Here is a 22,985-nt window from a genome sequence, read left to right as displayed (position 1 = left end):
CCGCCATGAGCGCGCGCACCCTTCTTCTGATCCTGCTGGCCCTCGTCACCGCCACCTTCACCGCCTTTTACGCCCGCAGCTGGATGCAGGCCCAGCGGGCCGCCATCCTGGCCTCGGGCGCGCAGCCGGCGGCCGTGCAGGCGGCCCCCGCCGCCCTGGTGCTGGTCACCAACAAGGCGCTGCCGGCCGGCAGCTTTCTCAAGGCCGAGCACCTGAAATGGCAGGCGTGGCCGGAAGACGGCGTCATCGACAGCTATGCCGTCAAGGGCCAGCGCGAGGAGAAGGACTTCGTCGGCGCCGTGGTCCGTACGGCCATCGCCGTCGGCGAGCCGCTGACCGACTCCCGCGTCGTCCATCCCGGCGACCGCGGTTTCCTGGCCGCCGTGCTGGAGCCGGGCAAGCGCGCCATCTCGGTGCCGGTCAACGCCACCACCGGTATCTCCGGCTTCATCTTCCCCGGCGATTGGGTGGACGTCATCCTGACCGTGCGTTTCCGCGTGGTGGAGGATGGCGAGGCCAAGGGCGAGCCTCGCTATTTCAGCGAAACCCTGCTGACCGATGTACGGGTACTGGGCGTCGACCAGGCCGTCGAGAACACCAAGGGCGAGGCTGCCGTCGCCAAGACGGCGACGCTGGAGGTCGACCCCAAGCAGGCCGAGAAGATCGCCATCGGCCTGGAAATGGGCGGCCTTTCGCTCAGCCTGCACAGCCTGGCCCGCGAACAGGACCCGTTCTCGCAGATCGCCCGCGCCATCGGCGCCGACGCCGTCGAGACCGCGCCGGACCGCAGCTACACCATGGACTACGACGTCTACTACATGCGCGAGGATTTCCTCGCGGCCCGCGGCACGAAGCAGGCCAAACCGAAGGTCACCGTGCTGCGCGGCAGCAAGGCCGAAGCGGCGGCGTTCTAGGGAAGGAAGGCATCATGCGTCGATCCCACCACGCGGCCCGCCACACCCTCATCGGCGGCTTGCTGGCCGTCATCGCGGCAAGCCTGGCCATCCCGCCGGCCGGCGGCGCCGAGATCGTCGCCGCCGCCGCCACCACCCTTCAGCTCGAAGCCAACCGCGGCCGCCTGGTCCGCCTCGAGCGGGCGGCCGCCACGGTGTTCATCGCCAACCCCGACATCGCCGACATCCAGGTGAAGTCGCCGACCCTGATCTACCTGTTGGGCAAGAAGGCCGGCCAGACCACGCTGTTCGCGGTGGACGCCGCCGAGGCCGTGCTCGCCAACATCGAGATTTCGGTGACCCACAACCTGGAACGCCTGCGCAGGGCGGTGCGCGACCTGCACCCCGAGGCCGACATCCAGGTCAGCAGCATCGACGGCGCCATCGTCATCGACGGCATCGTCGCCTCGGCCGCCGCCGCCGAGAACGTGCGCCGCCTGACCGAAAGCTTCGCCGGCACGCCGGCGGCGGTGATCAACCGCCTGTCCGTCGCCGCCCCCAGCCAGGTCAACCTCAGGGTGCGGGTCGCCGAGGTGTCGCGCGACATCGACAAGCAGCTGGGCATCAACTGGAACGCCATCGGCTCCATCGGCGGCCTGTCCATCGGGCTGGTCACCGCCAACCCGTTCGCCGCCAACGTCACCACCCAGACGCTCAGCCTCGGCGCCAGCCTCGGCAAGAACTGGGACCTCAACGCCGTGGTCGACGCCATGGAAGGCGAGGGGCTGGTCAAGGTCCTGGCCGAGCCCAACCTGACGGCGCTTTCGGGAGAGACGGCAAGCTTCCTGGCCGGTGGCGAATTCCCCATCCTGGTCCCCGATTCCGACGGCCGCGTCACCATCCAGTTCAAGATGTTCGGCGTGTCCTTGGCTTTCACGCCCACGCTGACCGGCGGCGAGCGCATCAACCTGCACGTCCGGCCCGAGGTCAGCCAGCTTTCCAACACCAACTCGGTGACCCTCGGCAGCTTCGAGGTCCCGTCGCTGGTCACCCGCCGCGCCGAGACCACGGTCGAGTTGGGCAGCGGCCAGAGCTTCGCCATCGCCGGCCTGCTGCAAAACAACGTCACCCACAACATCAACAAGTTTCCCGGCCTCGGCGACATTCCGGTGCTGGGCGGCCTGTTCCGCTCCGACCGCTTCCAGCGCGAGGAAAGCGAACTGGTCATCCTGGTGACCCCCTACATCGTGCAGCCGACCGCCAAGGCCAAGCTGCTGGCGGCCCCCACCGACGGCTTCGCGCCCCCCGACGACAAGCAACGCTACCTTTACGGCGGCACCCACCGGCGCAACCCGCAGGTCGGGCCGGCCCGCACCGTGGCCCCCGACGGCACGACGCTGATCGGCCCCGTCGGCTTCCAGTTGGACTGAGGAGGCGACCTTGACCCCCCGGACCCCGCTTTTCCGCCCCCTGCTGACCGCCCTCGGCGTCGCCTCGGCCCTGGCCCTGACCGGCGGCTGCGAGGCCACCTTCTACGAGGACTGGTCCGCCATCCCGGCCGCGAAGGAGGCCAAGGTGGCCCCCGTGCGCTATGCCCACGCCATCCGCTTCGCGCCCGAATCGGCGCGCCTGGAAGGGCTCGAACGCGACCGCCTGGACGAATTCCTGGCCCGCGTGCAGGCCGGCCCGGCCGACACCGTGCTGGTCACCGGGGCCGGCGGCGGTCCGTTGGCCGGCCGCCGGCTAGAGACGGTGTCGGCCTATCTGGTCCATCTGGCAATGCGGCCGCGCACCGCCGGCGAGGGCGCGCAGGCCGCCGGGCCGGACGCGGTGTCGGTCGCCGTCGAGCGCTACACCGTCACCCTGCCGGCCTGCCCGGACTGGAGCGACAGGCCCGGCCGCTCCTGGAACAACACGGTCAGCCGCAACTGGGGATGCGCCACCGCCACCAACCTGGGGCTGATGGTGGCCGAACCCGGCGATCTGGCCACCGGCCGCGATCCCGGCCCGACGGACGGTGCGTTCGCCACGCTGGCCATTCAGCGCTACCGGGCCGGCAAGACGCGGCCGCTGGACTCGGAAGGCGGCGGCTCCAGCGAAACCAGCGGTTCCGGCGGTGGGACGACGGGCGGCGGAGCCGGCCAATGAACGCCATGTCCGCCGCCCAGCCCCACTCCGCCGCCGCCCTGCGTGAGCGCGATCCCTTTGCCGCCTTCGTCGCCGACGAGGTGACCCGCGCCGCCCTGATGCGCATCGCCGCCGAGCGGGGCTGGCCGGATTCCCACGTCCTGCGCGGCGGCGCCCTCGAAGCGGTGGAGATCCTGTCGCGCATGCCGACGCCGCGCCTCATCGTGCTCGATCTTTCCGACTCGGTGGACCCGGTCCTCGACGTCACCCAGATGGCCAACGTCTGCGAGCAGGAAACGCGGCTCGTCGCCCTGGGCCGGACCAACGACATCGGCCTTTTCCGCGACTTGATCGAACTCGGCGTCGACGACTACCTGCTGAAGCCGATCTCGGCCGAACTTCTTGCCGCCGCCGTCGACAAGGTGGCCAAGCCCGCCGCCCAGGCGGACGGCGCGCCGCGTCTCGGCCGCCTGATCTGCGTGACCGGCGCCCGGGGCGGGGCGGGGGCCACCTCGATCGCCGTCAACACGGCCTGGCTGATCGCCAACGAGCAGGACAAGCGGGTGGCCCTGGTCGATTTCGACCTGCACTTCGGCACCGCGGCCCTGACGCTCGATGTCGAGCCGGGCAAGGGCTTCGCCGACGCCTTGGAAAACCCCGAGCGCATCGACGGTCTTTTCATGGAACGCACCATGGTGCGCGCCGGCGACAACCTGTTCGTGCTGGCCGCCGACCATGCGCTGGATCGCGATTGCGCCCTTGGCGCCTCGGCGGTCAACCCGCTGCTGGCCCGCCTGCGGGCCGACTTCGACTGCGTCGTCGTCGACCTGCCGCGCCGCACCGCGCTCGATGTGCCGGAAATCGTCGCCGCCGCCGACGCCGTGGTGATCGCCACCGACCTGACCCTGGCCGGCATGCGCGACGCCCTGCGCCTGGTCGACTTCGTCAAGACGCAGAAGGCCGGCGTCGACGTCCGCGTGGTCGTCAACCGGGTCGGCCAGAGCAAGAAGGCCGAGATGACGGCCGCCGATTTCGAGCGCAGCGTCGAGGCCCGGCTTGCGCTCTCCCTGCCGTTCGATCCGGCCCCGGCCGCCAAGAGCGCCCGCCTGGGACGCCCGCTGGCGGCGGTGGCGCCGAAATGCCGCTTCGTCGCCGGGTTGCGCGGCCTCGCCCGCCAGTTGTCGGGTTATCAGCCGGCCGGCAAGGCGCCGCTGTGGCGCCGCCTGATGAGGCGGAGCGCCTGATGCTCGGACAGCGCCAAGCCCTGGCCCACCTCGCGCCGGCGCCCAAGGCCCGCGGCGGCGGCGCCCTGGCCGATTGGGCGCCCGTCACCCGGCTGGACGCCGCCGCCGGCAACGAGGCGTCCGACAGCCGGACCATCGAACGGATCCTCGACGTCGCGACCCCGCTGGTCGAAGAGCGCATCGAAGACGTCGCCGGCTTCACCATGGAGCGGTCCGAACTGGCCGACACCATGGGCCGCCTCGTCGACGAGGTGGTGCGCGGCGAGGGCCTGTTCCTCGAGGATCACGACCGCCGCGACGCCATCACCGCGCTTCTCAACGGTTTCCTGGAGAAGGCGGCGAAGCGCCACCCGGAACTGCGCTCGATCGCGCCGCGCCGGCGCGGCGCCGCCTCCAACCGCGGCAGCGTGCTCGCCGCCAAGGAAACGGTGCAGCCGATCCTCATGGCGCGCATCGACATGGCCAAGGCCTCGGCCTTGGCGCGCCCCGAACTGGCCCGCCAGATCGGCGACATGGTCGGTGACATCCTGGCCGAGGAACGCACGCAGCTCAACCAGACCGAACAGCGCGACCTGGTGACGACGCTGCTCAACGACATGCTGGGGCTGGGCCCGCTGGAGCCGCTGCTGGCCGACGAGGCGGTCACCGACATCATGGTCAACGGCCCCAAGCAGGTCTACGTCGAGCGCAAGGGCAAGCTGGAGCTTTCCGGCGTCACCTTCGCCGACGACGCCCATGTCATGAACATCGCGACGCGCATCGTCACCCAGATCGGCCGCCGGGTCGACGAATCGACGCCGCTGGTCGACGCCCGCCTGGCCGACGGCTCGCGCGTCAACATCATCATCCCGCCGCTCGCCATCGACGGCCCCACCATCTCGATCCGCAAGTTCTCCAAGAAGAAGATCACGCTCGACGTCATGGAGCGCCAGAAGAACCTGTCGCCGGCCATGGGCACCGTGCTCAAGATCGCCTCGCGCTGCCGCCTCAACATCCTGATTTCGGGCGGCACCGGCTCGGGCAAGACGACGCTGCTCAACGCCATGTCGCGCATGATCGACCACGGCGAGCGCATCGTCACCATCGAGGACGCCGCCGAATTGCAGCTTCAGCAGCCCCACGTGGTACGCCTGGAAACCCGGCCGCCGAACCTGGAAGGCGGCGGCGAGATCACCCAGCGCGAGCTGGTCAAGAACACGCTGCGCATGCGCCCCGACCGCATCATCCTGGGCGAAATCCGCGCCGGCGAGGCGCTGGACATGCTGCAGGCGATGAACACCGGCCACGACGGCTCGATGTGCACCATCCACGCCAACCGCCCGCGCGAGGCCTTGACCCGGCTGGAGAACATGGTCGCCATGGCCGGCGTCAAGCTGCCCAACGAGGCGGTGCGCGCCCAGATTGCCGGCGCCATCAACCTGATCGTCCAGATCGCGCGCATGCGCGACGGCGTCAGGCGCATCACCCAGATCTCCGAAGTGGTCGGCATGGAGGGCGAGATGGTCACCATGCAGGACCTGTTCACCTTCGAGTACGAGGGCGAGGATACCGACGGCAAGCTGTTCGGCACCTTCCGCCCGTCGGGCCTGCGGCCGCATTTCCTGTCGCGCGCCCAGTACTTCGGCCTCGACCGCGCCCTGTTGGAGGCGGTGGCCATGGGCGCGGAGGGCCGATGATGGCGATCGATGGCAGCCTCCTGATCCTGGCGGCCGGCGTGCTGGTGCTGGTGATCTGTCTGGGGATGCTCGTCTCCGGGTCCTCCAGCGCGCCGCGCGGCCCGCTGGCCCGCCGCGCCGAGACCGTGCGCCGCCGGCTCCGGCCCACCGGTACCGGCGAAGCGTCCGCCCCCAACCTGCGCGTCGACGGCATGGACCGCCCGACCTCGGGCTTCGAGCGGCTGGCCCGCCGCCTGCTGCCGCGCCAGGCCGTCCTGCGCCAGCGCCTGGCTCGCACCGGGCGGAAGATCACCATCGGTTCCTACGCGGCAACCGGCGTGGTGCTGGCCGTCGGCACCACGGTGGTCCTTTTCCTGATCGCCCGCCAGCCGCTGGCCCTCGCCGTCGCCCTCGGCCTCCTGGTCGGCATCGGCGGCCCGCACCTCGCCGTCAACCGCATGATTAGGAAGCGGCTCGACCGCTTCATCGCGCTTTTTCCCGACGCCATCGACCTCATCGTGCGCGGGCTCAAATCGGGGTTGCCGGTCATCGAATCGGTCGCCGCGGCGGGCCGCGAGATGGCCGATCCGGTGGGCATCGAATTCCGCCGCATCGCCGATGCCGTCAAGTTCGGCCAGACCCTCGAGGACGCCATGTGGGAGACCGCGGCCCGCCTGGACACCCCGGAATTCAAGTTCTTCGTCATCAGCCTCGCCGTGCAGCGCGAAACCGGCGGCAACCTCGGCGAGACCCTGGGCAATCTGTCCGACGTCCTGCGCCGGCGGCGCCAGATGCGGCTCAAGATCAAGGCGATGTCGTCGGAGGCGCGGGCCAGCGCCATGATCCTGGGCTCGCTGCCGTTCATCATGTTCGGGCTCATCTTCCTCGTGAATCCCGACTACGAAGCCATGATGTTCACGGACCCGCGCGGCCGTATGGCGCTGATCGCCGGTCTCGTCGTCCTGGGGATGGGAGTCGCCGTCATGCGCAAGATGGTGAGGTTCGAGATATGAACCCGCTGGATTTCCTCGACGACCGCCTGTCCCCCGAACTGGCCATCACGCTGCTGGCCGCCGCCGCCGCCCTGGCCGCCGTCGCCGCGGTATGGAGCGCCGCCCTGGCGCGCGATCCGATGCGCGGCCGCGCCCAGGCCCTCAAGCGCCAGCGCGACACCTTGCGGGCCGACCTGATGACGCCGCAACGCAACCGCCATCGCAAGCAGGCCGCCCTCGGCCTGGTCAACCAGGTCATCACCCGCCTCAACCTGATGCGCAGCGAACACGCCGCCAAGACGGCGTTGCGCCTGGCCCGCGCCGGGTGGCGCTCCAAGGAAGCGGTGTCGGTCTTCCTGTTTCTCAAGCTGTGCCTGCCGTTCGCCTTCGGCGGCCTGGCGGCCTTCATGGTCTATGGCGGCGGTGCCTTTCAGTTGCCGCCGATGGGCCAGCTTCTGGTGGCCATGGGCGCCGTCGTCGTCGGCGCCTACATGCCCGAGATCTACGTCAAGAACGCCACCGACAAGCGCCGGGCCGCCCTTCAGAAGGGTCTGCCGGACACCCTCGACCTCCTGGTCATCTGCGCCGAGGCCGGGCTGGCGCTCGATGCGGCATTGAGCCGCGTGGCCGGCGAGATGACCCGCTCGTGCCCCGAGATCGCCGACGAACTCGGCCTGACCTCGATCGAGCTGGGATTCCTGCCGGTCCGCCGCACGGCCCTGGAAAACCTCGCCCGGCGGGTCGACACGCCAGCCATCCGGGGCGTCGTCAACACCCTGTTGCAGACCGAGAAGTACGGAACGCCGCTGGCCCAGTCCCTGCGTGTGCTGGCCATCGAATTCCGCGAGGAACGCATGCTCAAGGCCGAGGAGAAGGCGGCCAAGCTGCCGGCCACCATGACGGTGCCGCTGATCGTCTTCATCCTGCCGACCCTGTTCATCGTCCTGTTGGGACCGGCTGTCCTGCGTACCATTGACGGGCTGGGGGGCCTGTAGATCACTGGTACGTCAATGACACCGGCTCTCAGCCCCGGCCGTCTCACTCGGGGTCGAACGGCGGGGCCGCGCCGGGCGAGGGGGGAAACCCTTTCGCCCGGCACGTCATTTCCGGCCGGATCGCAGGCTGATCAGGGCGCCTTCGCGGGACGGGAATCGCGCAGGCGGAGAAGCTCGGCGGTGCGTTCGCCAGCGGCCAGCCGGCGCAGGCGCTCATAGGCCGCGAGGTTGTTCCTCACCTCCGCCTCGCCCAAGTCCTGTCCCGCCGTTGTCGCCGCTTTTGCCGTATCTCCGGCAAGGCCGTAAGCCAGCGCCAGGTTCTGGCGGTTGCGCGCGGTGGCTTGGGGCAGGCTGGCAATCCGTTCGAAGCCGGCAACGGCACCGGCGACGTCGCCGGCGAGCAGCATCGAGAACGCCAGATTGTTTTCCAGGCCGGGATGGTCGGGAACGGCCTTCAGGCCGTCCCTGTAGGCCTGCTGGGCGGCGGCGTGATCGCCCGCCTGATCCAGCGCGACACCCAGTCCGTTGAAGGCGCGGCCGTCCTTGGGGGCCGCCGCGATCGCCGCACGAAACTGCTCGGCGGCCTCGTGCGGCCGGTTCAGGGCCATCAGCGTCCGGCCGTAGCCATACCGCAGATCGGCGTTGGCCGGTTCGCGCTCGATGGCCAGGGCATAGGCCTGCGCGGCATCGGAAAACGAGCCGAGGGCCGCCAACGTATCGCCCAACGCAATCAGCGGCGCCCCCCGCTCGGGCGCCATGTCGTGGGCGCGGCGATAAAGGCCGGCCGCCGAGACCAGGTCGCCGCCGCGCCGCGTGGTTTCGGCGATGCGCAGGATCTGGGCAACCTGGCTGTCACGATTCTCCTCGGCGATCTCGCCTGCGGTCGGCGGCATGCCGGCACATCCCGCCAGCCCCGCCCATATGCCGGCAACCATTCCCGCCAGCACGATCCGGCGGACTCGCTGGGCCATCCCGGTTCCTCCCGATGTTCGGCCGAATCTGGCATGCGACCCGCCATCACGCCAGTCAAAACGACTCCCCGGGGCCGCTTCTGTGACGATCATCATGGATTTGCACGTAAATATTTGCCAACGTCCGTTGAATCCGGGCAAACTGCGGTCGCTTCCAGTACGGGGAGGAATGGATGACTACGAATAACGAATATCTGGAACTGACTCGCCTGATCGAACGCCTGCACCGGCGCTTTCTCGACGTGATCCGCACCGAACTGACGCGGTTGGGATTCAAGAACATCAATGGCGTCCAGGCGTTGCTGCTGGCCAACATCGGCGATGAGGAAATCGTCATCCGCGACCTCGTCGACCGCGGCTACTACCAGGGCTCCAACGTTTCCTACAACATCAAGAAGCTGGTCGAGATGGGCTATCTCGAACAGGAGCGTTCCGCCCACGACCGCCGCTCGGTCAGCATCCGCCTGACCGCCGAGGCCCGCGAAATCGTCAAGGCCGTCCGCGATCTCGAGGAGCGGCAGGCCGCCGCCCTGGTCAACCACGACCTCGGCCAGGAAGAGGTGGAGGGGGTTTGCCGCTCGCTCCGCCGCCTGGAACGCACGTGGACCGACTACATCCACTACGGCCGGCTCTGATCGCTCCGGCCAGCCTCCCGATCCGTTCAGCGAAAGCTCACGCCCGGTAGAGCGGAAGCACACGCAGGGCCCCGACGATGGAGGTTCCGGTCAGCACCCGGAACCCGTCGTCGGCAAAGGCCAGCGCGCTCTCGCGCTGGCCGTCCTCGCCGCCGTGGCCGCTCAGCACATGCATGCCGCCGGCCAGCCCCGCATTCTTGGCGGCCTCGATGTCGCGGGCGTGGTCGCCGACGATCCACGAGCGGGCGAGGTCGATGGCCAGCCAATCGGCGGCGGCCAGCAGCATGCCCGGATTGGGCTTGCGCGACGGGTGGCTGGGATGGGCGTAGGGCCCGGTGGCCCGCGGGTGATAGGGGCTGGCGAAAACGCCGTCGACATGGGCGCCCTTGGCGGCCAGCAGTTCGAGCAGGCGGTCCTGCACGGCGGCGAATTCGGCCCACCCGAAATAGCCGAGGCCGATGCCCCCCTGGTTGGTGACGACGACGACCGGAAAGCCGAGCCGGTTGGCGCCGGCGATGGCTTCCGCCGCACCCGGCACCAAGCGCACGTCCTCGGTGTGGTGCAGATAGCCGACATCCTCGTTGATCACGCCGTCGCGATCGAGGAAAAGGGCGGGGCGCGGCTTCTGCCCCCGGTCGACCGGACACATGATCTGGGACCACACGCCGTCGGCGCGCACGAACGGTCCGAACGCGGTCGCGAAGTTCACGATGGACGAGCCTCCATATCTGACGATAACGACGGTGCCGTCAGGGCGAGCGGGCCGGCGGGCGACAGCGATATCTCCGCCGTCTTCAAGGCCGCCAGGGCCGCGCCGTTGACGGCGTATCGAACCTGAAAATACTTGCGGCTGGGAATCCATGCCCGAAGGCCGACGACAACGCCGCCGTAGGCGAAGTCCTGGACACCGACCTGCGGGGCCGGGTCCTGGCGCACGTCGGCGAAGCCGCCAAGCACGCCGCGCAGGATGCCGATCGCCGTCTCGGCGTCCTCGGCCTTCACGAACAGCCGGCTTTCCAGCACCCGCGAGACGTCGGAATTGACGATGACCTGGCCGACGATGTCCTTGTTGGGGATGGTGATCCGCTCGCCGTCCTCGCCGATCAGGATGGTCGCCGCCAGCTTGACCTCCTCGACCACGCCGAAGGTGCCCTGCACGGTGATGGTGTTGCCGACGACGAACGGCCGGCTGAGGATAATCGACAGGCCGGCGCCGTAGTTGGAGAGCGGCCCTTGGAGGGCCATGGTCGCCCCGAACGCCGAGGCGCCGGCCAAGGCGATCAGCGGCGCGATGGTGATGCCGAAATTGCCGAGCGTGATGATGACGAGCATCACCACCAGCAGAATTTTGACCGCGCTGCCCAGGAACCGCGCCAGGGTAAGGTCGATCTTGCGGGCCTGGGCCAAGCGGGACACCTGGCCGCCCACCCAGCCGGCGGCGAGGAGGCCGACCGCCAGGAACGCCAGCGCGCCCAGGATCTGGAACCCGTAGGCGACGACGAACGCCATGATGTCGTCGGCCAGTCTGGTTACCGTCTGGATTTCTTTTTCCATGTCCATCCCCCCCGTTTCACCCCGATACCGTCACCGCTCACAGGGCCGTCGACAGGCGGTCGCCCACGTGCAGGCCGACCACGCCGACGACGATCAGAACCAGCGAAGCCACCTTGAGAACGCCGACCGGCTCGCGGAAAAAGGCGATGCCGATGACGGCGACCAGCCCGGTACCGACCGCCGCCCAGATGGCGTAGGCGGTGCTGACCGGAATGGTCTTCAGCGCCAGGGTCAGCAGGGCCAGGCTGGACAGGTAAAGCGGCGCGATGGCCAGCGACGGCCCCAACTGGCTGAAGCCCTCGGAAAGCTTGAGGCAGATGGTGCCGGTGACTTCCAGCAGGATGGCGGCGCCGAGAATGAGCCATTCCATGGCGGTTCTCCCCACGATCAACGTTTCTGCTAGGCCATTGCCAGCGAAAAGACAAGGCCCGCCCGGCCGCATGGACGCCATTGCCGACAATTTTGCCGGGCCGCGAAAAAGCCCTGCCACAAGACTTTTTCCCGATTGCCACACCACGGCCGTCGTCTTTATATGGCTCTTGACCGGCGGTGCCGCGCGGGGAGGGCCCCTTGCGACGACGGCACCATCAACAACAGCAACCGCGTCCACGACCATTGATCTCTGTCCGCCCGGCGGCATGGATGCGCCATCGCGCCCCTGCCCAGGGGCCACTTGAAGGGGAGACCCGGATGATCGACCGCAGGACTTTCGTGACCGCCGTGGCCGCCATGGCCGCCATCGCCGCCGCCGTTCCCGCGCGGGCCGCCGGAGAGCCCATCCGCATCGGCGAAATGAACAGCTATACCCGGCTGCCGGCCTTCACGCTGCCGTACCGTAGCGGCTGGGAACTGGCGCTCGAGGAGATCAACGCGGCGGGCGGCGTGCTCGGCCGCCAAATCGAGGTCATCTCCAAGGACGACGGCGGCGAGCCGGGCACGGCGGTGACCATGGCCAACGACCTGCTGGCCCGCGAGAAGGTGTCGCTGATCTTCGGCGCGCTGCTGTCGAACGTCGGCCTGGCGCTGGCCGACTTCGCCAAGCAGAAGCAGATCCCCTTCATCGCCGCCGAGCCCCTGACCGACACCATCGCCTGGTCGCAGGGCAACGCCTATACCTTCCGCCTGCGCCCCGGCACCTACGTGCAGGCCGCCATGCTGGCCGAGGAGGCCGCGAAGCTGCCGGCCAGGCGCTGGGCCGTGGTCGCGCCCAATTACGAATACGGCAAGTCGGCGGTCGAGGCCTTCAAGGCGCTGCTGTCGGCCCGGCGTCCCGACGTCGAATGGGTGGGCGAGCAGTGGCCGGCGCTCTTCAAGATCGATGCCGGCGCCACCGTGCAGGCCTTGGCCCGCACCAATCCCGAGGCCATCTACAACGTCACCTTCGGGGCCGACCTCATCAAGTTCGTGCGCGAAGGCAAGCTGCGCGGCCTGTTCGAGGGGCGCACCGTGGCCAGCATCCTGGGCGGCGAGCCCGACTGGATCGACCCCCTGAAGGACGAGGCCCCCGAGGGCTGGATCGTCACCGGCTATCCCTGGTACGCGCTGGAAACCCCCGAGCACGTGACGTTCCGCGAGGCCTACCGCAAGCGCTTCAACGACTATCCGCGCCTGGGCTCGGTGGTCGGCTACGCGGCGATGAAGACCATCGCGGCGGCCATCGCCAAGGCCGGCTCGACCGAGCCCAAGGCCATTACCGCCGCGCTGCGTGGCCTGACCCTGGAATCGCCGCTGGGCCCCATCACCTACCGCGCCGCCGACCAGCAGAGCACCATGGGCACCTTCGTCGGCCGGCTGACCGTCAAGGACGGCATGCCGCGCATGGTCGACTGGCGCTACGGCGACGGCGCGAAGTACCTGCCCTCCGAGGTCGAGGCGGCCAAGATGCGGCCGGCCGAGTAGCCGCGTGTTCCCTCTCCGCCCTTTCAGGGGGGAGAGGGAGGGGCCCGCGCCTTGAGGCGCGGGAGGGTGAGGTGGGCCTTGCCGCCGCCGGAGAATCCCCCACCTCTCCCCGACCCTCTCCCCCCCAATGGGGCGGAGAGGGAGGACTAATGAGCGCCGCCCCGCCATTTTCCGGTTCCCCCGGCGGCGGCCATCGGCTACACGGACGGGCATCAGGGAGAGGGCGGCGGCATCACCGTGAGCTTCTATGGGGTGCAGTTTCTGACCGGGCTGGCGAGCGCGTCCTCGCTGTTTCTCGTCGCCTCGGGGCTGTCGATCATCTTCGGGGTCAGCCGGGTGGTCAATTTCGCCCACGGCTCGTTCTACATGCTGGGTGCCTACATCGCCTATTCCCTGACCCTGCGGCTGGGCGGCGGCGCCCTCGGCTTCTGGGCGGGGATCGGGTTGGCCGCCGTCGCCGTCGGGCTGATCGGCGCCGCCATGGAAATGGTCCTGCTGCGCCGCCTCTACCGCTCGCCCGAGCTGTTCCAGCTGGTCGCCACCTTCGGCGTCGTGCTGGTGGTGCAGGACCTGGCGCTGGCCGTGTGGGGGCCGGACGACCTGCTGGGGCCGCGAGCCCCCGGGCTGGCCGGCGCCATTTCCATCCTCGGCCACCGGGTGCCGCAATACGATCTGGCGCTGATCGTCATCGGCCCGGCCGTGCTGGTCATCCTGTGGGGGCTGTTGAACCGCACCCGCTGGGGCATCCTGGTGCGCGCCGCCACCCAGGACCCGGAAATGGCCGGGGCGCTCGGCATCAACCAGAAGTGGCTGCTGACCGGCGTCTTCTTCCTGGGCTCGCTGCTGGCCGGCCTCGGCGGCGCCCTGCAATTGCCGCGGGAACCGGCCAACCTCTTGATGGACATGGGCATCATCGCCGAGGCCTTCGTGGTGGTGGTGATCGGCGGCATGGGCAGCATCGGCGGCGCCTTTCTGGCCGCCGTCGTCATCGGCGAGTTGCAGGCCTTCGGCATCCTGATCTTCCCCGAGATCACGCTGGTGCTGCTGTTCCTGGTCATGGCCGTGGTGCTGGTCGTCCGCCCGTGGGGGCTGCTGGGCCGGCCCGAGGCGCTGGTTCCCAAGGCGGCGGCCCGCGACGTCGGCAGGCCGTTCCGGCCGGTGAAGGCGGCGTGGCGGCGGGCCGGGTGGGGCCTTCTCGCGCTCCTCGTCCTGCTGCCCCTGATCGCCGGCGACTACGCGCTGCAGGTGGCGAGCGAGGTTCTGATCTTCACGCTGTTCGCCGCCAGCCTGCATTTCCTGATGGGCATCGGCGGCATGATCTCCTTCGGCCACGCCGCCTATCTGGGCTTCGGCGCCTATGGCGCCGCCCTGGCGGTGCACCACCTGGGGGCACCGATGGAGGCGGCCCTGATCGCCGCGCCGCTGCTGGGCGGCCTCGGCGCCCTCGTCTTCGGGTGGTTTTGCGTGCGCCTGTCGGGCGTCTACCTCGCCATGCTGACCCTGGCCTTCGCCCAGATCGCCTGGTCGGGGGTCTTCCAGTGGACCGGCTTCACCGGCGGCGACAACGGGCTGATCGGCATCTGGCCGGCCCCCTGGGCGGCCGGCGCCGCCGGCTATTACTACCTGACGCTGGCCCTGGCGGTGGCCGCCCTCGCGGGCCTCAGGCGCGCCGTCTTTGCGCCCTTCGGCTTCGCGCTGCGGGCGGGGCGGGATTCGCGGCTGCGCGCCGAGGCGCTGGGCATCGACGTCAAGCGCGTGCAGTGGCTGGCCTTCGCGCTGGCCGGCGCCGCCGCCGGGCTGGCCGGCGGCCTTTACGCGTTTCTCAAGGGCAGCGTCTTTCCCACCGTCATGGCGATTCCGGTTTCGGTCGACGGCCTGGTCATGGTGCTGCTGGGCGGCGTGCATACCGTACTGGGCCCGCTTATCGGCGCCGTGGCCTTCACCGGGCTCAAGATCGGCATCGCCGCGGAGACGCATTTCTGGCGCATCCTGCTGGGCGGCCTTATCCTGGCCACCGTGCTGGCCTTTCCCAAGGGCATCGCCGGTTTCCTGAAAGACCGCCTGATGAGGCCGGAGCGATGAGCCCGCTGCTTTCCATCCGCAACCTGTCCAAGGCCTTCGGCGGCGTCGAGGCGGTGCGCGGCGTTTCCTTCGCCGTCCATCCCGGCGAGGCGGTGGCCCTGATCGGCCCCAACGGCGCCGGCAAGACCACCTGCTTCAACCTGATCGGCGGCCAGCTTCGCCCCGACGCCGGCGGCGTCGAATTCCGCGGCCGCGACATCGCCGGCTGGCCGCCGCACAGGGTGTGGCGCCTGGGCATCGGGCGCACCTTCCAGGTGGCCGCCATCTTCCCCTCGATGACGGTGGCAGAGAACGTGCAGATGGCGCTGGCCTCGCACGCCGGGAAGGGGCTGGCCCTGCTGGCGCCGCTGGCCCGCCTGGGCGCGCGCCAAGCCGACGCGCTGCTGGCGCGGGTCGGGCTGGCGGCGCAGGCCGGGCGCGCCTGCGGGCTTTTGGCCTATGGCGACCTCAAACGCCTGGAACTGGCCCTGGCCTTGGCCAACGATCCGGCCCTGCTGCTGATGGACGAGCCGATGGCCGGGGTGGCGCGGGGCGAGCGCGCCGAGCTGATGGCCCTCATCGGCCGCGTGGTGGCCGAGGAGGGGGTGAGCGTGCTGTTCACCGAGCACGACATGGAGGTGGTGTTCGGCCACGCCTCGCGCATCGTCGTGCTGCACCGCGGAGAAGTGGTGGCCGACGGCGTCCCCGAGGCGGTGCGGGCCGACGCGCGGGTGCGCGAGGTCTATCTCGGTACCGAAGCGGGGCAGGGGGCGGCGCCATGCTGAAGGTGACGGGCCTCGACGCCTTCTACGGCCGCGCCCAGGTGCTGTTCGGCCTCGACATCGCGGTGGCGCGCGGCGAGGCGGTGGCCCTGATGGGGCGCAACGGCGCCGGCAAGTCGACCGCGCTCAAATGCCTCATCGGCCTGGTGCCGCACGCGGCGGGCGAGATGACGCTCGACGGCACCGACATCTCGCGCCTCGATGCCTTCCGCATCGCCCGCCTGGGATTGGGCTATGTGCCCGAGGAGCGGCGCATCTTCACCGACCTGACGGTGGCCGAGAACCTGGAGGCCGGCCGCCGGCCGCCGCGCGAGGGCTTCCCCGAATGGACGGCCGAGCGGCTGTTCGCCCTTTTCCCCAACCTCGCCGACTCGCGCCGCCGGCGGGCCGCCCACATCTCGGGCGGCGAGCAGCAGATGCTCTCCATCGCCCGCACGCTGATGGGCAACCCGGCGCTGCTGCTCTTGGACGAACCCTCCGAGGGCCTGGCCCCGAAGATCCTCGACCAGATCGCCGCCACCGTGGCGGCGCTCAAGGCCGAGGGGCTGACCATCCTCTTGGCCGAACAAAGCCTGCGCTTCGCCGGGGCGATTGCCGAGCGCGTCGCCGTCATCGAAACCGGCCACATCCGCTGGCAGGGCCCGATGGCGGAGTTCGCCGCCGACACCGAGGCGCAGGCGCGGTACCTGCTGGCGTAGGGGCGGGGACGGAAAGGGGGCCGGTGCCGCGAAATGACGATTATTCGGTTTGGCTGATATGAATTAACGTATTGAAATATCGGATGAATCGGCGGATTCAGGAAAAAAAACATCGTCATTTCTCGTCATTTTGCCATTTCATCTCTTTATTTCAACGCGTTACCCCCCTTCCATGGCAAGAGGAGCAAAGACCGGGCGGTCTGCCGTGCCGACGTTCCGTCGCTCGTTCCCATCGTCATTCCCGCGAACGCGGGAATCCAGGAAAGCCGCCGCGTTCTGGATTCCGGCTCTCCGCTTCGCTCCGGCCGGAATGACGATGTAAGTGCAATGCTGCACCTGCGTGCCCGGCCTTTTGCCCCGGTTACCCTTCGATACACTCCCGATCCCTCTTGCTGCCGGAGAGCCGGCCCCACCCGGAAGGACAACGGATCTTCCGACCCTCCCGTCGCTTGCCATCGATAAGGGATAGGATCATATACCATTTTCTAGGAATTTTCAACTAGAATCGCGAGGCCAGTTCCGCAGCGATGAATCGGCGTACGCGCTGGCGGGCCTTGGCGGCGGAGCGGCGCGACCGCCTTGCGCCACCTGATCAGCGTCAGGGTGGGAACGGCAGAAAAGACAGCGACGGCACCGGCGGGTCACGGCGTCGGCGGGTAACGCTTCCAGAAGCCGGCTGCCGGATCGATCTGTTCGACGACATCGACCCACAGCCCGGAAGGATCGGTGAAGCCGAAGCGGCGCTGGCCGAAGGGTTCGTCCCTGAGGATCAGGCCTACCGGACCGCCCGTACGCTGGAACTCGGCGAAGGCGGCGGCCGCGTCCTCGACCTGCAACTCGAAGCACATGCCGACGCCGGGGAAGATCTCCGGCCCCGGCGGCGCCGACGGATGATCGGGATGCATGAAGGCGATGGTCGCGCTGGCCCCCTCGGCCTGAAGCAGAACAAACCAGCTTGCCTCGAACGCCACGTCGAATCCCAGGTGCCTTTCCCAGAAGTCTCCGCACGCGCCGAGGTGGGGCGTTACGATAATCGGGTAGCGGTCGATAAAGCGCATGCTTTTCGACATGGGAATCCGCAAACGGATTCCAACAGTTCTTCCAAAATATCCTGTCCCAGCCCATGCATCCTGGGGCCTGTCGCGGGAACGGTCGAGGATCGCTCTTTACCGAGGGGTTATGTGCATATACACTTATCATCATGACCACCGACACCCCCCTCGACCTCTCCCTCTGCCTGCAATGCCGCTGCCTGGCGGCGCGGCGGCGGGCGCGGGAATTGACCCGGCTTTACGAGGCCCGGCTGCGGCCGCATGGGTTGCGGGCCACCCAGTTTTCGGTGCTGGTCGCCCTGGCGGCGGCCGGGCCGGCGCCCATCGGCGCCCTGGCCGGGGCGCTGGGGATGGAGCGCACGACGCTGACGCGCGGCGCCACGTTGTTGGAGCGCAACGGCTGGGTCGAGGCCGTGGGCGCCGAGGATGGGCGGGAGCGGCATCTGCGGCTGACGCCGGCCGGCCGCGCCAAGCTGGAGGCCGCCTATCCGGCCTGGAAGGCGGCCCAGGACGCCGCCGAAAGGATGCCGCGCGCCGCGCCGTCCCCCTCGGCCAAACGCTAGACCCCGGCCCCCGGCGCCGGTGCGCGCGGGGTTTTTCGTCGTCCCATAGGTGCATATACACGTATAACCGCATGGAGGCCTGTCATGATCGATCAAATCGGCGCCATCCTTCTCACGGCGGCCGGTGCCGCCCTTGTCGGCGTGCCGGTCGCGCTGGCCCCGGCCGGCCCGCGGGCCAAGGGCCTGGCCCTCGCCGCTGCGGCGGGGTGGGGCGGGCTCGTCCTCGCCGCCGCCGCCACCGGCGGCTTCGCGCCCGGCGTCTTCGGGCCGGTGCCCGGCCCCGGCGTCGCCTTTCTGGGGCTGCTCGCCCTGCTGCTGGCCGGCTGGCGGGTCCTGCCCAGCTTTCGCGAGGCGCTGATGGCGGTGCCGCTGGCGGCGCTGATCGCGCTCAACGCGGCCCGCGTGTTCGGCGCCTTCTTCCTGCTGCTGGCCGCCCAGGGCCGACTGTCGGACCCCTTCGCGGCCAGCGCCGGCTGGGGAGACGTCGCCACCGGCCTGGCGGCCGTGCCGCTGGCCGTCCTGGCCTGGCGCCGCGCCGGACGTCCCGGCGGGCTCATCGCCGCCTGGAACGCCTTCGGGGCGCTGGACCTGTTTGCCGCCATCGCCTTGGGCGTGCTGTCGGCGCCGGGCACGCCGTTCCAGGTCTTCGCCGGCGGGCCCGGCACCGGCCCCATGGGCGAACTGCCGTGGGCCGTCGTGCCGGCGATGCTGGTTCCCCTCTATCTGCTGGTCCACCTGACCATCGCCGCCAAGCTGCGGGCGGCGCCCCGCCCGGCCGGCCGCGTCGCGACGGCGGGCTAGCGCCTCAGAAGGTGCCGTAGCGGGCCATCGCCGCCGCAAAGACCAGCACCGCCGGCACCAGGGCCAGTTCGGCGGCGACGAAGCGCCGCACCCGCAGGCGGGCCTCGGCGGTGGGGGCGAAGGCGGGATCGGCGGCGGCGGCCTTGCGCCATTTGACGAGCGTCAGGGTAGGTACGGCGGAAAGGCCGCCGATGGCGGCAAACGCCGCCATCTTGGCCCAGAACCAGGGGTCCGCAAGGTAATAGTCGGCGCCCCGGGCGCCCCAGGCGAGGCGGGCGATGCCCACTGCGATGAGGGCCGCCGCCGTGGCGCCGTAGGCGGCGTCCAGCCGGGCCAGGCGGGCGAGCTGCGGGCCGGCCAGCGGCGGGCGGACGAGGGCGAACTGGGCGGCCAGGATGGCCACCAGGCCGAAGGCCAGCAGGTGATGGAGGATGGCCAGGAAAAGATCGGTCATGGTCGGCCGGCTCTGTTAAGGGCGGGTTCCGGTTATCTGGGGCGGCGGGTGGCCAGGGGGAAGGGGCGGTATGGGAGGAAGGAAGGGAAACCACAGAGAACACGGAGAACGCAGAGGAGGCACAGAGGAAGACGATGGTGCGGGCTCCGCCCGCGCTTTCGATTCTTCCCTTCGCTGTGACCCTCTGTGAAACCTCTGTGTTCTCTGTGTTTCATTCTTCCCCTGAATCGGCGGGGATTGTGAATCACATTCAGTTACAAAAAACCCGGTTTCCGGACATCGGCCGGTTACAAAAGGGCGGTTAACTCCGCGTCGTGGAATTTTTCGCCCACGAGAGGAGCCCACCATGAACCGCATGTCCCGCAGCCTGATCGCCATCCTCGCCCTGGGGGCCGTCGTCTTCGCCACGGCCGCCCAGGCCGAGCCGCGCGCCGTCGCCCAATCCCATCGCCACGCCGCCATCCAGCGGGTCGACGACCGCCGCGGACCGGGGCCCGACGCCCACGCCGGCCCTGGCTGGCAGGGGCCGGTGCAGCGCGGGGCCGGTCCCGCCGTCGCCGTGCCCGCCCACCGGATGCACCAGTTCCGCAACGTCGTCGTGGTGCGCCCGTACGGCCACTGGTATCCCGGCTACGGCCATTTCGCGGCCGACGACGCCGCCTACAAGTGGCTGTCCTTCACCGCCATCACGCTCAAGGCCCTCGACCTGCTGAACGAGGCCCAGGAGCGGGCGCACGAGGCGGCCCAGGTGCGCGCCACCACCGCCCCCGTCGGCGAGACCATCGTGTGGAACCAGGGCGGCGCCACCGGCAGCGTGACCGCCGTGCGCGAGGGCACCAGCACCGCCGGACGCACCTGCCGCGAGTTCCAGCAGACCGTCACCATCGGCGGCAAGTCCGAGCAGGCCTACGGCACCGCCTGCCTGCAGGCCGACGGCGCCTGGGAAGTGGTCGCCACCAACAACTGACGTTGGGAAGGGAACCACAGAGAACGCAGAGAACACAGAGGGTCACAGAGAAGAGAAGATCGAAAGCGCGGGCGGTGCCCGCGCAACCTTCCTCCTCTGTGGGTCTCTGTGTTCTCGGTGTTCTCCGTGTTTCATCTTCCCTTCTTGCCCTTGACCCCACCCCCGAACGGGTGTGCAGTGAGAAGACGACCGCCGGGGCAACCGGCGGCGCATTCCGGGGAGCAGGGAGAGGAGTGTGGCCATGACGACGGCGACGCGGGCGTTTTTTTCCGAGCGCGCCTATGTGGTGACCGGCGGCACCCAGGGCATCGGCGAGGCCGTCGCGATGGCGCTGGCCCGTGACGGCGCCAAGGGCATCGCGATTTCCGGGCGCAACGCGGAAAACGGCAGGCGGGTGGCGGCGGCGCTGGAAAAGGCCGGGGCGGGGACGGCGCTGTTCGTCGCCGCCGATCTCGAAAAGCCCGAGGACTGCCGCCGCGTGGTCGCCGAGTGCGACAAGCGCTTCGGGCGCGTCGACGGGCTGGTCAACGCGGCCGGCATCACCGATCGCGGCACCATCGCCGACACCACGGTCGAACTGTGGGACCGCATCTTCGCCGTCAACGCGCGGGCGCCGTTCCTGTTGATGCAGGCGGCCATCGCGGCGATGCGCCGCGAGGGGCGGGGCGGGGCCATCGTCAACGTCATCACCATGTCGAGCCACGGCGGCCAGCCGTTCATCACCGCCTATTCGGCCTCCAAGGGGGCGCTGGCGACGCTGACCAAGAACGTCGCCCACGCCGTGCGCTTCGATCGCATCCGGGTCAACGGCATCAACATGGGCTGGGCCGACACGCCGGGCGAGCACCGCATCAAGGCCCTCGAAGGCCAGCCGGCCGACTGGCTCGCCCAGGGCGAGGCGGCGCAGCCCTTCGGCCGCCTGATCAAGCCCGAGGACGTCGCCAACCTGGCCCGCTTCCTGCTGGGCCCCGAATCGGGCGTGATGACCGGCGCCGTCATCGACCACGACCAGAACGTCATGGGCGCCTACGACTGAGGGGGACGGAAAGCGCGGCGACCCCCTCCCTGTCCCTCCCCCGCAAGGGGGGAGGGGACGCCGACACGGTATCCACATGCTCTCCCGCTCCTCTCGCGGGGAGGGGACGCCGACACGGCACCCACGCGCGCTCCCTCCCCCCTTGCGGGGGAGGGTTGGGGTGGGGGATTTTAGCGCATGGCATCGACCCACGCCCGCCGGTTGCGCCGGAACCTCACCGAAGCCGAAGCCCGGCTTTGGTTCCACTTGCGCCGCAAGCAACTCGAAGGCCACCGCTTCCGGCGGCAAGTCCCCATCGGGCCCTATATCATCGACTTCGTCTGTCTGGCCGAGCGTCTCCTTATTGAAGTGGACGGAGGGCAGCACGTCGAGGCGCGGAAGCGGGATCAGCGGCGCACGCAATGGCTCGAATCGCAGGGCTTCCGTGTGCTTCGATTCTGGAATCACGACGTCCTCGGAAATACGGATGGGGTCGTCGAGACGATCCGTCTGGCGCTTCGAAAAGACTGAGGTTCTCGACAGCGGCGGCCCCCACCCTGTCCCTCCCCCGCAAGGGGGGAGGGGACGCCGACACGGTATCCACACGCTCTCCCGCCTCCCTTGCGGGGGAGGGTTGGGGTGGGGGGCCTTCTGCCCTCTAATCCAGCCCCGTCAGGCGGCGCATGGCGTCTTCGAGGCCGGGGGCGGCGGCGGCCAGGGCGTTGCCGGAATGCAGGCCGTCGCCGGCCAGGAAGTCGCTGGTCCAGCCGCCCGCCTCGCGCACCAGGGCGACGCCGGCCAGGCAGTCCCAGGCATTGATGTGGGCCTCGTAGTAGCCGATGTAGCGGCCCGAGGCGACATAGGCGATCATCAGGGCGCCGGAGCCGGTGCGCTGGTACATGCCCTGCGCCGCCAACAGCCCGGCGAAGACCTTGAGCGTCGGCTCGGGCGGCCGGCGCAGCGAATAGCCCATGCCGACGATGCCGTCCCTGAACCCGCCCACCCGGCGGGGTTTCAAGGGAACGCCGTTCAGCGTGGCGCCGATGCCACGCCTGGCCAAGTAGAGCTCGCCGGCCAGCGGATCGCAGATGACGCCGATCTCGACCTCGCGGCCGACCACGAAGGCGATGGAGACGCACCAACCGGCGATGCCGCGCACGAAATTGTCGGTGCCGTCGATGGGATCGACCACCCACACGCCGGCCGCCGGGTCGGCGCCGTCGCCGCGCCCGCTTTCCTCGCCGAAAAAGGCGTCGCCGGGAAACTGGGCGGCGAGGCGGCCGCGCACGAGGGCCTCGATGTCGCGGTCGGCGTTGCTGACGACGTCCTGCACCCCCTTGGCGGTGACGGCCAGGCTGGCGCCGTCGCGGAAATAGCGCAGCCCCAGGGCGGCCGCCTCTTCGGCGATGCGGCAGGCCGCCTTCACGCGGCCCTCGAGATCCTGTGCGGTCGGCATCGCCATTCCTTTCTCTCCCGGGATTGAAAATTAATTTCTAATTTTTGCCAGAATAGAATACATTTTCTGAAAGGCAACGGAGATAATAGCAATTCGCACGCGCGACAAGAGCCGGAACCGGCCGTTCCCCGCGTGACGACGACGAAGCGCATACAGGGTGAGACAACAGGA

At 69.5% G+C, this 22,985-nt stretch carries 24 protein-coding genes; 17 read left to right on the top strand and 7 right to left on the bottom strand.

Translation table 11 applies throughout. The features are described from left to right. Positions 1–5: 5 nt before the first annotated feature. From cpaB to ODR01_RS06400, 7 genes are read left to right on the top strand one after another with little or no spacing between them, the layout of a single operon-like run. Positions 6–914: a Flp pilus assembly protein CpaB gene (cpaB, locus tag ODR01_RS06430; RefSeq protein ID WP_316976783.1), complete on the top strand. Its 909-nt coding sequence runs from the start codon at positions 6–8 to the stop codon at positions 912–914. A 14-nt stretch (positions 915–928) separates the two neighbouring features. Further along, the gene (locus ODR01_RS06425) at positions 929–2,323 is read left to right on the top strand and encodes a type II and III secretion system protein family protein (RefSeq protein ID WP_316976782.1); all 1,395 of its coding nucleotides are present in this window, start codon (positions 929–931) and stop codon (positions 2,321–2,323) included. A 10-nt stretch (positions 2,324–2,333) separates the two neighbouring features. After that, a complete protein-coding gene (locus ODR01_RS06420; RefSeq protein ID WP_316976781.1) occupies positions 2,334–3,041 on the top strand; it encodes a CpaD family pilus assembly lipoprotein in 708 nt (235 codons plus the stop codon). Continuing rightward, positions 3,038–4,264, top strand: a complete 1,227-nt coding sequence (locus ODR01_RS06415) for an AAA family ATPase (RefSeq protein ID WP_316976780.1) — start codon at positions 3,038–3,040, stop codon at positions 4,262–4,264. The genes ODR01_RS06420 and ODR01_RS06415 overlap by 4 nt, the downstream gene beginning before the upstream one ends. Beyond that, entirely contained in the window at positions 4,264–5,940 is a 1,677-nt protein-coding gene (locus ODR01_RS06410; RefSeq protein WP_316976779.1) for a CpaF family protein, read from the top strand. Before ODR01_RS06415 ends, ODR01_RS06410 begins: the two co-directional genes overlap by 1 nt. After that, positions 5,937–6,932 carry a type II secretion system F family protein gene (locus ODR01_RS06405; RefSeq protein ID WP_316976778.1) on the top strand — a complete coding sequence of 332 codons (996 nt, stop codon included), beginning with the start codon at positions 5,937–5,939 and terminating at the stop codon, positions 6,930–6,932. The genes ODR01_RS06410 and ODR01_RS06405 overlap by 4 nt, the downstream gene beginning before the upstream one ends. Continuing rightward, positions 6,929–7,906, top strand: a complete 978-nt coding sequence (locus ODR01_RS06400) for a type II secretion system F family protein (RefSeq protein ID WP_316976777.1) — start codon at positions 6,929–6,931, stop codon at positions 7,904–7,906. The genes ODR01_RS06405 and ODR01_RS06400 overlap by 4 nt, the downstream gene beginning before the upstream one ends. Before the next feature lie 131 nt (positions 7,907–8,037). Here ODR01_RS06400 and ODR01_RS06395 read toward each other — a convergent pair whose 3' ends face one another. Beyond that, positions 8,038–8,877, bottom strand: coding sequence for a tetratricopeptide repeat protein (locus ODR01_RS06395; RefSeq protein WP_316976776.1), 840 nt, complete (start codon positions 8,875–8,877; stop codon positions 8,038–8,040). Positions 8,878–9,050: 173 nt separating this feature from the next. Between ODR01_RS06395 and ODR01_RS06390 the strand changes: the two genes are divergently transcribed. After that, positions 9,051–9,512, top strand: a complete 462-nt coding sequence (locus tag ODR01_RS06390; protein ID WP_316976775.1) for a MarR family winged helix-turn-helix transcriptional regulator — start codon at positions 9,051–9,053, stop codon at positions 9,510–9,512. A 37-nt stretch (positions 9,513–9,549) separates the two neighbouring features. Here the strand turns inward: ODR01_RS06390 and ODR01_RS06385 are convergent, their stop codons facing one another. Genes ODR01_RS06385 through ODR01_RS06375 form a run of 3 tightly spaced genes read right to left on the bottom strand, consistent with a single transcriptional unit; the run spans position 9,550 to position 11,436 of the window. Further along, complete coding sequence (locus tag ODR01_RS06385; protein WP_316976774.1) at positions 9,550–10,221, bottom strand: D-glycero-alpha-D-manno-heptose-1,7-bisphosphate 7-phosphatase; 672 nt, start codon at positions 10,219–10,221, stop codon at positions 9,550–9,552. Continuing rightward, positions 10,218–11,066, bottom strand: a complete 849-nt coding sequence (locus tag ODR01_RS06380; RefSeq protein WP_316976773.1) for a mechanosensitive ion channel family protein — start codon at positions 11,064–11,066, stop codon at positions 10,218–10,220. The genes ODR01_RS06385 and ODR01_RS06380 overlap by 4 nt, the downstream gene beginning before the upstream one ends. A 37-nt stretch (positions 11,067–11,103) precedes the next feature. Continuing rightward, on the bottom strand, positions 11,104–11,436 hold the full coding sequence (locus ODR01_RS06375; protein ID WP_316976772.1) for a DMT family transporter: 333 nt from the start codon (positions 11,434–11,436) through the stop codon (positions 11,104–11,106). A 320-nt stretch (positions 11,437–11,756) separates the two neighbouring features. Between ODR01_RS06375 and ODR01_RS06370 the strand changes: the two genes are divergently transcribed. The 4 genes from ODR01_RS06370 (at position 11,757) to ODR01_RS06355 (ending at position 16,506) form a co-directional block, all read left to right on the top strand. Then, a complete protein-coding gene (locus ODR01_RS06370; RefSeq protein ID WP_316976771.1) occupies positions 11,757–12,965 on the top strand; it encodes an ABC transporter substrate-binding protein in 1,209 nt (402 codons plus the stop codon). A gap of 237 nt (positions 12,966–13,202) precedes the next feature. After that, positions 13,203–15,047, top strand: coding sequence for an ABC transporter permease (locus tag ODR01_RS06365; RefSeq protein WP_316976770.1), 1,845 nt, complete (start codon positions 13,203–13,205; stop codon positions 15,045–15,047). Continuing rightward, a complete protein-coding gene (locus ODR01_RS06360; protein WP_316976769.1) occupies positions 15,044–15,811 on the top strand; it encodes an ABC transporter ATP-binding protein in 768 nt (255 codons plus the stop codon). Before ODR01_RS06365 ends, ODR01_RS06360 begins: the two co-directional genes overlap by 4 nt. After that, positions 15,805–16,506: an ABC transporter ATP-binding protein gene (locus tag ODR01_RS06355; protein WP_316976768.1), complete on the top strand. Its 702-nt coding sequence runs from the start codon at positions 15,805–15,807 to the stop codon at positions 16,504–16,506. The genes ODR01_RS06360 and ODR01_RS06355 overlap by 7 nt, the downstream gene beginning before the upstream one ends. 641 nt (positions 16,507–17,147) lie before the next feature. Here the strand turns inward: ODR01_RS06355 and ODR01_RS06350 are convergent. Next, positions 17,148–17,576: a VOC family protein gene (locus ODR01_RS06350; RefSeq protein ID WP_316976767.1), complete on the bottom strand. Its 429-nt coding sequence runs from the start codon at positions 17,574–17,576 to the stop codon at positions 17,148–17,150. 131 nt (positions 17,577–17,707) lie between these two features. Between ODR01_RS06350 and ODR01_RS06345 the strand changes: the two genes are divergently transcribed. Continuing rightward, positions 17,708–18,121, top strand: coding sequence for a MarR family winged helix-turn-helix transcriptional regulator (locus tag ODR01_RS06345; RefSeq protein WP_316976766.1), 414 nt, complete (start codon positions 17,708–17,710; stop codon positions 18,119–18,121). A gap of 84 nt (positions 18,122–18,205) precedes the next feature. Beyond that, positions 18,206–18,922, top strand: a complete 717-nt coding sequence (locus ODR01_RS06340) for a hypothetical protein (protein WP_316976765.1) — start codon at positions 18,206–18,208, stop codon at positions 18,920–18,922. A gap of 4 nt (positions 18,923–18,926) precedes the next feature. Here ODR01_RS06340 and ODR01_RS06335 read toward each other — a convergent pair whose 3' ends face one another. After that, entirely contained in the window at positions 18,927–19,376 is a 450-nt protein-coding gene (locus ODR01_RS06335; RefSeq protein WP_316976764.1) for a DUF2214 family protein, read from the bottom strand. A gap of 346 nt (positions 19,377–19,722) precedes the next feature. Here ODR01_RS06335 and ODR01_RS06330 point away from each other — a divergent pair, with 346 nt between their 5' ends. The 3 genes from ODR01_RS06330 (at position 19,723) to ODR01_RS06320 (ending at position 21,889) form a co-directional block, all read left to right on the top strand. Continuing rightward, positions 19,723–20,343, top strand: coding sequence for an RT0821/Lpp0805 family surface protein (locus ODR01_RS06330; RefSeq protein ID WP_316976763.1), 621 nt, complete (start codon positions 19,723–19,725; stop codon positions 20,341–20,343). A gap of 241 nt (positions 20,344–20,584) precedes the next feature. Then, positions 20,585–21,379, top strand: a complete 795-nt coding sequence (locus tag ODR01_RS06325; protein ID WP_316976762.1) for an SDR family oxidoreductase — start codon at positions 20,585–20,587, stop codon at positions 21,377–21,379. 177 nt (positions 21,380–21,556) lie between these two features. Then, entirely contained in the window at positions 21,557–21,889 is a 333-nt protein-coding gene (locus tag ODR01_RS06320; RefSeq protein ID WP_316976761.1) for an endonuclease domain-containing protein, read from the top strand. A gap of 127 nt (positions 21,890–22,016) precedes the next feature. On the opposite strand, the gene ODR01_RS06315 is transcribed toward ODR01_RS06320, so the two are convergent. After that, positions 22,017–22,820: an inositol monophosphatase family protein gene (locus ODR01_RS06315; RefSeq protein ID WP_316976760.1), complete on the bottom strand. Its 804-nt coding sequence runs from the start codon at positions 22,818–22,820 to the stop codon at positions 22,017–22,019. Between the last annotated feature and the right edge of the window lie 165 nt (positions 22,821–22,985).

The sequence above is a fragment of the Shumkonia mesophila genome (assembly GCF_026163695.1).
Lineage (GTDB): Bacteria > Pseudomonadota > Alphaproteobacteria > Rhodospirillales > Shumkoniaceae > Shumkonia > Shumkonia mesophila.
This window is presented reverse-complemented; position numbering and strand designations above follow the sequence as displayed.

What these genes read in the sequence shown, in the direction of transcription:
- ODR01_RS06390 (WP_316976775.1), top strand. Translation starts at nt 9,051, where the DNA reads ATGACTACGAATAACGAATATCTGGAACTGACTCGCCTGATCGAACGC.
- ODR01_RS06315 (WP_316976760.1), bottom strand. Translation starts at nt 22,820, where the DNA reads ATGGCGATGCCGACCGCACAGGATCTCGAGGGCCGCGTGAAGGCGGCC.
- ODR01_RS06400 (WP_316976777.1), top strand. Translation starts at nt 6,929, where the DNA reads ATGAACCCGCTGGATTTCCTCGACGACCGCCTGTCCCCCGAACTGGCC.
- ODR01_RS06410 (WP_316976779.1), top strand. Translation starts at nt 4,264, where the DNA reads ATGCTCGGACAGCGCCAAGCCCTGGCCCACCTCGCGCCGGCGCCCAAG.
- ODR01_RS06415 (WP_316976780.1), top strand. Translation starts at nt 3,038, where the DNA reads ATGAACGCCATGTCCGCCGCCCAGCCCCACTCCGCCGCCGCCCTGCGT.
- ODR01_RS06375 (WP_316976772.1), bottom strand. Translation starts at nt 11,436, where the DNA reads ATGGAATGGCTCATTCTCGGCGCCGCCATCCTGCTGGAAGTCACCGGC.
- ODR01_RS06425 (WP_316976782.1), top strand. Translation starts at nt 929, where the DNA reads ATGCGTCGATCCCACCACGCGGCCCGCCACACCCTCATCGGCGGCTTG.
- ODR01_RS06340 (WP_316976765.1), top strand. Translation starts at nt 18,206, where the DNA reads ATGATCGATCAAATCGGCGCCATCCTTCTCACGGCGGCCGGTGCCGCC.
- ODR01_RS06320 (WP_316976761.1), top strand. Translation starts at nt 21,557, where the DNA reads ATGGCATCGACCCACGCCCGCCGGTTGCGCCGGAACCTCACCGAAGCC.
- ODR01_RS06355 (WP_316976768.1), top strand. Translation starts at nt 15,805, where the DNA reads ATGCTGAAGGTGACGGGCCTCGACGCCTTCTACGGCCGCGCCCAGGTG.
- cpaB (WP_316976783.1), top strand. Translation starts at nt 6, where the DNA reads ATGAGCGCGCGCACCCTTCTTCTGATCCTGCTGGCCCTCGTCACCGCC.
- ODR01_RS06345 (WP_316976766.1), top strand. Translation starts at nt 17,708, where the DNA reads ATGACCACCGACACCCCCCTCGACCTCTCCCTCTGCCTGCAATGCCGC.
- ODR01_RS06380 (WP_316976773.1), bottom strand. Translation starts at nt 11,066, where the DNA reads ATGGAAAAAGAAATCCAGACGGTAACCAGACTGGCCGACGACATCATG.
- ODR01_RS06350 (WP_316976767.1), bottom strand. Translation starts at nt 17,576, where the DNA reads ATGTCGAAAAGCATGCGCTTTATCGACCGCTACCCGATTATCGTAACG.
- ODR01_RS06395 (WP_316976776.1), bottom strand. Translation starts at nt 8,877, where the DNA reads ATGGCCCAGCGAGTCCGCCGGATCGTGCTGGCGGGAATGGTTGCCGGC.
- ODR01_RS06335 (WP_316976764.1), bottom strand. Translation starts at nt 19,376, where the DNA reads ATGACCGATCTTTTCCTGGCCATCCTCCATCACCTGCTGGCCTTCGGC.
- ODR01_RS06360 (WP_316976769.1), top strand. Translation starts at nt 15,044, where the DNA reads ATGAGCCCGCTGCTTTCCATCCGCAACCTGTCCAAGGCCTTCGGCGGC.
- ODR01_RS06325 (WP_316976762.1), top strand. Translation starts at nt 20,585, where the DNA reads ATGACGACGGCGACGCGGGCGTTTTTTTCCGAGCGCGCCTATGTGGTG.
- ODR01_RS06370 (WP_316976771.1), top strand. Translation starts at nt 11,757, where the DNA reads ATGATCGACCGCAGGACTTTCGTGACCGCCGTGGCCGCCATGGCCGCC.
- ODR01_RS06330 (WP_316976763.1), top strand. Translation starts at nt 19,723, where the DNA reads ATGAACCGCATGTCCCGCAGCCTGATCGCCATCCTCGCCCTGGGGGCC.
- ODR01_RS06405 (WP_316976778.1), top strand. Translation starts at nt 5,937, where the DNA reads ATGATGGCGATCGATGGCAGCCTCCTGATCCTGGCGGCCGGCGTGCTG.